Here is a 7,548-nt window from a genome sequence, read left to right on the forward strand (position 1 = left end):
AGCGTTGATCGTGATCAATAATCGCTAATATTAGCGACCATTCAAAGGTACCTGCACAAGCGACACCGCGAGCGGACGGGGTGCCGGATAACCTCGGGCGACGATCATCAAAATTAGGACTTGCTTAATTAGAATATGCTTATATAATGATTCCCATATCAGCAATCACTCGAAATCGGAGATGTACCATGGGTGCCTTAGGTGTTCTTGCCGCAGTCGCTCTGCTCGTGGGCGGAGTCCAAACCACGATGGTCATGCCGGAGTCTGAGCGTCTCGCAAACGAAGAGACGAAAGAGCCGGTCGTCGAAGTGCAGGCGGTTTCCGCCGACTCGACCAAAACCGTGAGCTTCCTCGACTTCTAATCGAGTCCCGCCTCGGCGAATCAGGCCCGGTACGCTTGCGTACCGGGCCTGATTCGTTTCGGGGCCGCCAAAATCCGAAATCGGCGGCTTCGACAGCAACCTTTTGCGCGCTATCGCTTACCGCGCAGCAGCGCGTCGGGATGCCGCTCCAGATAGTCGGCAAGATCCCGAAGCGACCGAGCCGCGGCCGATGCTTCGACGAGGAATCGGTCCAGCCTTACGCGGGTCACGGAGGCGTCGCCGGTCAAGGCCCCCAGCGAGCGCATGGCACCCTCGACCTCGCCGAGCGCGGTCAAAGTCGCGCCCGAGAGCGGAACCACCTGCTCGTCGACCCGGCGCACCAACAGCGCCAACTCTTCGGTAACCGTTTCGATGTTCTCCGTCACCGGTACCACACCAGCTTGCACCGCTCGCGCCATCGCGCTGTAGTCTTCGAGGGTCGAATCCAGGCGCCGTGCGAGTGGTGCCACCTCCCGTTCGAGGTCTCCGAAAAGGATCCGGGCCTCGTCCAGGGTCGCGTTCAGGGTCTCGAGCAACCTCAGCATTTCCCCGGAACCGATCAACTGCCGAACCGAGGCCAGGGTCAGCGCGGCCTCGTTGACCAGATCATCGAGCCGCAGGTTTTCGAGCATCTCGGACATCCGGTCGCGCGTCGCCTCGATCGCAGGTACCTCGACGACGTCATCCGGATCCTTGATCAGGCGCGGCGGGCGGCCGGGAACCAGTTGAAGTGCGATCATGTATTGACCGGTGACGAAGCTTACCGATTCGAGCCGGGCGTGCAGACCGCGATCAGTCACCAAGCGCCGCAGGATCTGCGCGGGCGACTCATCCGACTCCGCCCCGAGGATGCGCACGCTGTCGGGCCAGACCTCGTAGGTCACGGGCACGCTGAAGATCCCGGAATCCGGCGAGAAGCTGAGCTCGATCCCGGTCACGCGTCCGACCGTCACCCCCTCGAACTGCACACCGGCGCCGACGCTCAGCCCCTGCACCGAGCCCGGAAAATAGGTCACCATCGGTACCCGCTCGCGAAAGAGCGCACCGCTGCCGAACACCAGGATCGCGATCACGACCAGGGTCAAGGCCCCGAGCACGAAGCCGCCGATCACGGTCGGATTGGCCTGTTTGCTCATTCGCCTCCTCGGCTCAAAAAATCACGGACGAGTTTGATCTCGCAATGCTCGCGCAGATCTCGGGGGTTTCCCGTCGTCAGCATGGTCTGCGTGGCGGCGTCGAGGAACACCGAGTCGTCCGCGATGGTAAAGATGCTGGCGAGGTCGTGCGTGACGACGACCATGGTTGTCCCCAAACTCTCGCGCAGTTCGAGGATCAAGTCATCGAGCAGACGTGCGCTCAGCGGATCCAGCCCCGCGGAGGGCTCATCGAAGAAAAGGATATCCGGATCAAGTGCCATCGCGCGGGCAACACCGACGCGTTTGCGCATCCCCCCGCTGATCTCGGAGGGATAGTAGTCGCAATAGGCCGCAAGCCCGACCAAGGCCAGTTTGTAGACCGCGACCTCGTGGATCTGACTGCGCCGCAGGTCGGTATATTGCTCGAGCGGCAGGGCGACGTTCTCTTCGAGTGTCATGGAGCTCCAGAGTGCACCGCTCTGATACATGACACCGTTGCGCCGCATCCGTCGGGTGCGCGCGTGTTCGGGCGCGTCCCAAAAACTCTCGCCGTCGAACAGGATCCGCCCGGATTGCGGCGCCAGGAGTCCGATCAAGCTGCGCATGAGGGTGCTCTTTCCGCTGCCGCTGCCGCCCATGATGACGAAAACGTCGCCGCGCCGGACACCGAAACTCAGATCGTGCTGGATTACCGTCTCGCCGTAGCCGACCGACACGGCATCGAGCAGGATATGTGGATCCGCCTGTTCGGAAGTGGGCTCGGATATGGGCTCGGATACCGGAGGGACTCTCGGCGAGTCGCTCGGCGGCTTTGTCGGCCCATCGGGTGACATGTGGTCGGTCCTGTCATCTGCGACTTGGATCGACATCGGCGCGGCAGCGGGTTAAGACAGCCCGATCGCGTCGAAGACGATGGTGAGGCCCGCCGAGGCGATCACGATGAAGACGATCGAGGTGACCACGGCCGAGGTCGTCGCCTCGCCGACAGCGGCGGCGCTGCGTCCGCTCTGCATGCCGCGCAGACAACCCGACACCGCGACGATCGCCCCGAAGACGGTCGCGCTGATCAAGCCTTGCGTGATGTGGTTCCAGCCGATCGCCGCAACCGTCTGGGTGAAATACTCGGTCGGGCTGAGACCACCCACCACGGTGCCGGCGAAGGCACCGCCCAGGAGCCCCATCAGGTTTGCGTAGACCGCCAGGAGGGGCGTCATGGCCACCAGCGCGATCAGTCGCGGCAAGACCAAGAACTCGACCGGCGAGATCCCCATGGTGCGCAGGGCATCGATCTCTTCGTTCACCTGCATGCTCCCGAGCTGCGCCGCAAAGGCCGCCCCGGTCCGCCCGGCGAGCACGATCGCCGTGATGAGCGCGCCCATCTGGATGACGATGGCCAGCCCGACGAGGTCGGCGACGAAGATCCGTGCACCGAATTGGGCCAGCTGCTGGTCGCCGATATAGCCCAGGATGAGTCCGACCAGAAAGCTGACGAGACTGATGATCGGCAGGGCATCGGCACCGACCTCTTCGACCAGCAGCCACAGCTCGGAGCGCCGGAAACGCGCACGCCCCGCGAGCATCGAGCGCAGTGCGAGAGTGACCTCGCCGATGAAGGCGAGGATCTCGCCGGTGGAGCGCGCCAGATCGATGAAGTCCAGTCCGAAACGCCGCAGAAAGGGGTCGGCATGCTCGTCGCGACCCTCGGCGCGTCGCTCCGGCACCGTAGAGGCCAAACGCAACAGCGCTTGAATCCCATCGGGCAGCCCCTCCTCCTGCATCGCGATGCCGCTTTCCCGACACCGCCAGGCCAGGGAGGCGAGGTAGCTCACGAGGCCCGAGTCCCAAGCGACCAGATCCGAGGTCTCGAAAGCAACGGACGTGGGACCCGGCTCGGTGAACAGCTCGGCATCGATCCGATCCAGGTCCGGCAGATCAGCGTCGAGCTGCCAAGCTCCGCCGATCGCCAAAACCACGCGGCCGGCCTGGTCGCGCACAAGCGCGATCCGCGCGGCGGGGTGCGGCTTGAGCGGAGTTGAGACGGAGTCTGTCATGGCACCGACAAGGATGCGCATGCCGGGCCATGCAGCGCAAGTCTGCGGGCGCGTTTAGGAATGTTACGGACATGGATGAAGAGGATAGAGCCGTTCCATTTGACATCCGGACAGCCTTTTCGCGCCGGGCTCAAGCCGACGCCACGGTGTTGTCCGGCAATCAGATGAAACGGGTATCGATACCGTGCTCAACTGATTTCCGACACGTGACTTGCGCACATGCTTAACGTGTTTCTGAATCGTCACCCACGTCGCGCCTACATGCTCGTCCGCCCGGCCGGCAGAAGGCGACCGCTTGCAACCGCCGGGAGCAGCTCGGGACGCACGCTCAAGAGAAGACGCAAGGTCGCAGCGGAAATGGCACCTTCAACGAGCATCACCGGGACCTGAACGATCAGGATCAGTTTCGCCGCCACGAGGAATTCGCTCCCGCTCAGCGCAAGCACACCGGCGACCGACACGGCAGACACGCCGAACGACAAGGCACCGACCAAGAAACCGGCTACGAGCACCGTCGCCGACCGAGGAGAGATGTCCGAGCGCATCAAGAAGCGTTGCGCGAGCAGGCCGATCACGACCGCCGGAAGGGCCAGATTGAGTGTATTGACTCCGATCACGGTCAGACCGCCGAACCCGAAAAAGGCAGCCTGCAGCAGCAGGCCGACCAGGATCGCTGGAAAGGCTGCCCAACCGAGCAGCAAACCCATCAGTCCGGTCAGCATCAGATGGGCGCTCGACGCACCGACCGGCACGTGGATCAGAGAGGCGATGAAAAAGACGGCCGTCAGGAGCCCGGCACGTGGGATGGACTCGGTATCGAGCGCGCTCAACCCCCGAGCGACGCCGGCAACCGCGAGCATAGAGGCGCCGATCAGGACGGGCGCATCGAGAACACCGTCGACGATGTGCATAGCTGTTTTCGAGGCCCGGCCAAAGGCCGAGTCGCGTAGTACCTAAGAACAAGTGGTAATACCCGCGAAGGTAGCACCCGGCCTTGCAGGCGTCTACCCGGGCCGACGGCAAAGGCGAGTCCCGCCGAGCCCTCATCCCGCGGGACTGAGCATTGGAGTCTCGGTGTCCGACCGGATATCTTTAGGTGGTTGGAGCAATTCGACTTGATTCACCTTTGGAGGCGAGGCATGGACCACAACAAGCAAAGCCAAGACGAGCAGAGACTAAACGAGCAGCGGATCATCGACGACCTGTTCGGCAAGCTGCGACAGGCCGAGCACCAAACCGGACCGCGCGACCCGGCTGCGGAGCAGCAGATCGCCGCGGCGGTCGCGCATCAGCCCGCGGCACCCTATTACATGGCCCAAGCGATCCTGGTCCAGGAACGTGCCATCGAGACACTTGGCCAACGCGTGCAGGAGCTGGAGCAAGATCTGGCGAACCGACCGACCGGGGGCGGATTCCTCGACAGCCTGTTCGGAGCACCGAACCCGCGTGCGGGTGCCCCGGGCATTCCGGCCGGCCGAACCTTGGGTCGTTCGTTTCAGATGAGCGGCATGCAGCCCGGTCAATCGAACCGGGCGGGCGGCGGCTTCCTGGGATCGGCACTCCAGACCGCGGTTGCGGTTGCGGGCGGCGTGATGATGGCCAACTTGCTGACCGGCCTCTTCGCCGCGGAGGAGGCACAGGCGACCGACGAACCTGTTGAAGATCCGGGGCTGGATTCGGAATACGACCAACAGATGCTGGACGACGGCGATATGGGCGACTTCGACGGCTTCGATGACTTCTAAACCGCGGCGTCTCCAGCGGCCGTCAAATCCGCCGGGGCGATCCCATCGAGAAACATCGCATACCGCGCTCGGCGCGGTTTAAGAGGCCCGACATGTCTTCTGTCGAGGAAAGCGTTCGCGAGGAAACCATCCGCTTCAGCGTCTCCCTGCCCCGCCCGTTGCTGGACGAGCTTGATCGACGCGTGGTCAAAAAGGGCTACGCCTCGCGCTCCGAGTTGGTGCGCGACCTGATCCGCGAGCGGATCGTGGAGGAGACCTGGGAGCGCGGCGACGTGGAGGTCGCCGGCGTGCTCACCATCGTCTACGACCATCATCAGCGCGAGCTCACCCAGCACATCCTGGACATTCAGCATCGTCAGTACATCCACGTTGTGGCGACGACCCATGTCCACATGGACCATCATAACTGTCTGGAGACCATCATCATTCGCGGCATGCCGGCCGAGATCGAGCGGCTGAGTCTGGAGATCGGCGGGTTGCGGGGGGTGCGGTTCTCTGAGTTGACGCGGGCCTCGCGCGTCCAGAACTGAACCGCGCTAAACCGCGTCCGGTGTTCTCGGAGATCGTCGAGTCGATGGAGATGTTACAGCACTCTTTAAGTGCTGAAGTCGACGCGGTTTAGGATAAGAAAAACAATATTTTAAAATTCTTGAACCGCGTCGACTACGACGTCCTTTGGTCGGACGAGGCACGACGAATCCGAGATATTCGCAGATCACTCCGGACGCGGTTCAATAGGCGTGACGGCTAGGGTTTCTTCGAGCTCCGGCACCGATCCGTCGCTGCGACAGGTCTGTCGCAGCGGCTGCACGTCGCCTGCATCGCGACCGACGGCCACGCGCATGTAGGTCGCATCGGCGAGCAGCCCCATCGCCGGGTCGACGCCGCGCCAGCCACCGCCCGGGATCAGCACTTCTGCCCAGTGGTGGAGCCTCTGCTCGCGGGGTTCCGTGCCCGGCGGATCTTCGTCGTCCGGGTCGAAATAGCTCGCGTCCAGATACCCGGAGACGAATCGCGCTGGAATGGACCACTGCCGCATTAAGGCAATCAAGAGGTGCGCCAGATCGGCGGCGCAGCCGCGCCCGGCGTCGAACAATGCAGGCAGTGCGGCAACCGGCAGCTCGACCTTCGGGTCGAACGGGGTCACCGACTGAATCCAGGCGCTCGCCTCCTGAACCTGCTCCAGGAGAGGTCGATCCTCACGCAGGATCGGCACCCGGTGTCCGCAGATCTGCTCAGGCAGCGCGGGGGTCAGTGGCCCCTGATGGAGGACAAAGTCCCAGAGGCGCGGTGCTTGACGAAGGGCGTCGTCGATCCAGGCGCGTTCGCGTGCCAGCGCAATCACCGGGAAGTCGAAAGGATTGCTGCGAAGGGTCTCAACCTCCGCCGTCATGGTGAAGGCAAGCTCCCGGTGCGCCCCCATCACCGCGAAGTGATGCGACAGGTTACCGAACCCGTCCCGACAGGCGGCAACGCCGGCGTCGGGTGCCACCGAGAGCTGGATCTGCAGGAGCGACTGACTCTCGTCGTCCCAAGGCGCCAGGCGGATCTGGACGTGATGCTCGCGTGCCGGGGCCGCGAAGTGGATCCGACAAACCCGCTCGATCTGATATTTCACTGAGCATCATCCCCCAGGTGCGCCTCGAAATAGTCGCTCTGCAGCGCCGTGCCGAAATCGGCCAAGAGCCCCAGGAAGTCATCGAGATACTCGTGCAGACCGAGATCCAGAATCCCTTGGGGCGTTGCGCCGTCGAGATGTCGCCGCAGTGCCGCAAGACGCTCGGGCATCGCTCCGTCGGGCAAGCTCCCGATGCGCCCGAGCGCGCGTTCCATACCGTCCACACAGTAGGCGAGCGATCGCGGGAAATCCGTGTCGAGCACCACAAATTCGATCACGTCGATCGGGCGGATGCCTCGAAACCGGAGAGCGACTTGAGCAGCGCACCCCACTGGTAGTAGTCCAACGGCGAGCCGACAAGCTTCAGATCCGGCAGCAGCAAGTGGTAGCGCGTATCCAGGATGCGCGCGGTCATGTCCGCGCGCTCCTGGAGGCTACCCAGCGCCATGAAGCCGTAGGCTTGACCCCGCATCATGGTGCTCTGGGTCAGACCGAAGAAGGCCGCGACCTGGCGATGGATGAAGGCGTAGAACTCGGCCGCGCGCCAGGGCTGCAGTGTCGTCTTCAGATGCTTGTCGGCAGAGAGCCACAGCTCGTTGAGCGCCTCCCACATCTCGCTCGAGATGCGATCGCGCA

The 7,548-nt window shown here is 63.5% G+C and carries 8 protein-coding genes and 1 pseudogene; 3 read left to right on the forward strand and 6 right to left on the reverse strand.

The window, feature by feature from the left end; genetic code table 11:
• The first annotated feature begins 188 nt into the window (after positions 1-188).
• Complete coding sequence (locus GPT33_RS15450) at positions 189-362, forward strand: hypothetical protein (protein WP_296810541.1); 174 nt, start codon at positions 189-191, stop codon at positions 360-362.
• 110 nt (positions 363-472) lie between these two features.
• Here the strand turns inward: GPT33_RS15450 and GPT33_RS15455 are convergent, their stop codons facing one another.
• The 4 genes from GPT33_RS15455 to cbiM all read right to left on the reverse strand — a co-directional run bounded on the left by GPT33_RS15455 (position 473) and on the right by cbiM (position 4,460).
• Positions 473-1,498: an MlaD family protein gene (locus tag GPT33_RS15455; protein ID WP_296810544.1), complete on the reverse strand. Its 1,026-nt coding sequence runs from the start codon at positions 1,496-1,498 to the stop codon at positions 473-475.
• A complete protein-coding gene (locus GPT33_RS15460; RefSeq protein WP_296810549.1) occupies positions 1,495-2,331 on the reverse strand; it encodes an ATP-binding cassette domain-containing protein in 837 nt (278 codons plus the stop codon). Before GPT33_RS15460 ends, GPT33_RS15455 begins: the two co-directional genes overlap by 4 nt.
• Before the next feature lie 51 nt (positions 2,332-2,382).
• Positions 2,383-3,549: an ABC transporter permease gene (locus tag GPT33_RS15465; RefSeq protein WP_296810552.1), complete on the reverse strand. Its 1,167-nt coding sequence runs from the start codon at positions 3,547-3,549 to the stop codon at positions 2,383-2,385.
• A gap of 257 nt (positions 3,550-3,806) precedes the next feature.
• On the reverse strand, positions 3,807-4,460 hold the full coding sequence (cbiM, locus tag GPT33_RS15470) for a cobalt transporter CbiM (RefSeq protein ID WP_296810556.1): 654 nt from the start codon (positions 4,458-4,460) through the stop codon (positions 3,807-3,809).
• A gap of 228 nt (positions 4,461-4,688) precedes the next feature.
• Between cbiM and GPT33_RS15475 the strand changes: the two genes are divergently transcribed.
• Both GPT33_RS15475 and nikR read left to right on the forward strand, forming a co-directional pair.
• A complete protein-coding gene (locus tag GPT33_RS15475) occupies positions 4,689-5,294 on the forward strand; it encodes a DUF2076 domain-containing protein (RefSeq protein ID WP_296810559.1) in 606 nt (201 codons plus the stop codon).
• A gap of 92 nt (positions 5,295-5,386) precedes the next feature.
• Positions 5,387-5,824: a nickel-responsive transcriptional regulator NikR gene (gene nikR, locus GPT33_RS15480; protein WP_296810560.1), complete on the forward strand. Its 438-nt coding sequence runs from the start codon at positions 5,387-5,389 to the stop codon at positions 5,822-5,824.
• 185 nt (positions 5,825-6,009) lie between these two features.
• Here nikR and GPT33_RS15485 read toward each other — a convergent pair whose 3' ends face one another.
• Positions 6,010-6,912 carry a transglutaminase family protein gene (locus GPT33_RS15485; RefSeq protein WP_296810562.1) on the reverse strand — a complete coding sequence of 301 codons (903 nt, stop codon included), beginning with the start codon at positions 6,910-6,912 and terminating at the stop codon, positions 6,010-6,012.
• Positions 6,909-7,525 (reverse strand): annotated as a pseudogene (locus GPT33_RS15490) (alpha-E domain-containing protein). The gene GPT33_RS15485 and the pseudogene GPT33_RS15490 overlap by 4 nt, the downstream one beginning before the upstream one ends.
• Positions 7,526-7,548 lie beyond the last annotated feature (23 nt).

The sequence above is a fragment of the Thiocapsa sp. genome (genome assembly GCF_011390875.1).
Taxonomy (GTDB): Bacteria; Pseudomonadota; Gammaproteobacteria; order Chromatiales; family Chromatiaceae; genus Thiocapsa.

Coding starts and splice junctions, on each gene's coding strand:
- GPT33_RS15465 (WP_296810552.1), bottom strand. CDS start 3,549: ATGACAGACTCCGTCTCAACTCCGCTCAAGCCGCACCCCGCCGCGCGG.
- GPT33_RS15455 (WP_296810544.1), bottom strand. CDS start 1,498: ATGAGCAAACAGGCCAATCCGACCGTGATCGGCGGCTTCGTGCTCGGG.
- cbiM (WP_296810556.1), bottom strand. CDS start 4,460: ATGCACATCGTCGACGGTGTTCTCGATGCGCCCGTCCTGATCGGCGCC.
- GPT33_RS15475 (WP_296810559.1), top strand. CDS start 4,689: ATGGACCACAACAAGCAAAGCCAAGACGAGCAGAGACTAAACGAGCAG.
- GPT33_RS15450 (WP_296810541.1), top strand. CDS start 189: ATGGGTGCCTTAGGTGTTCTTGCCGCAGTCGCTCTGCTCGTGGGCGGA.
- GPT33_RS15460 (WP_296810549.1), bottom strand. CDS start 2,331: ATGTCACCCGATGGGCCGACAAAGCCGCCGAGCGACTCGCCGAGAGTC.
- nikR (WP_296810560.1), top strand. CDS start 5,387: ATGTCTTCTGTCGAGGAAAGCGTTCGCGAGGAAACCATCCGCTTCAGC.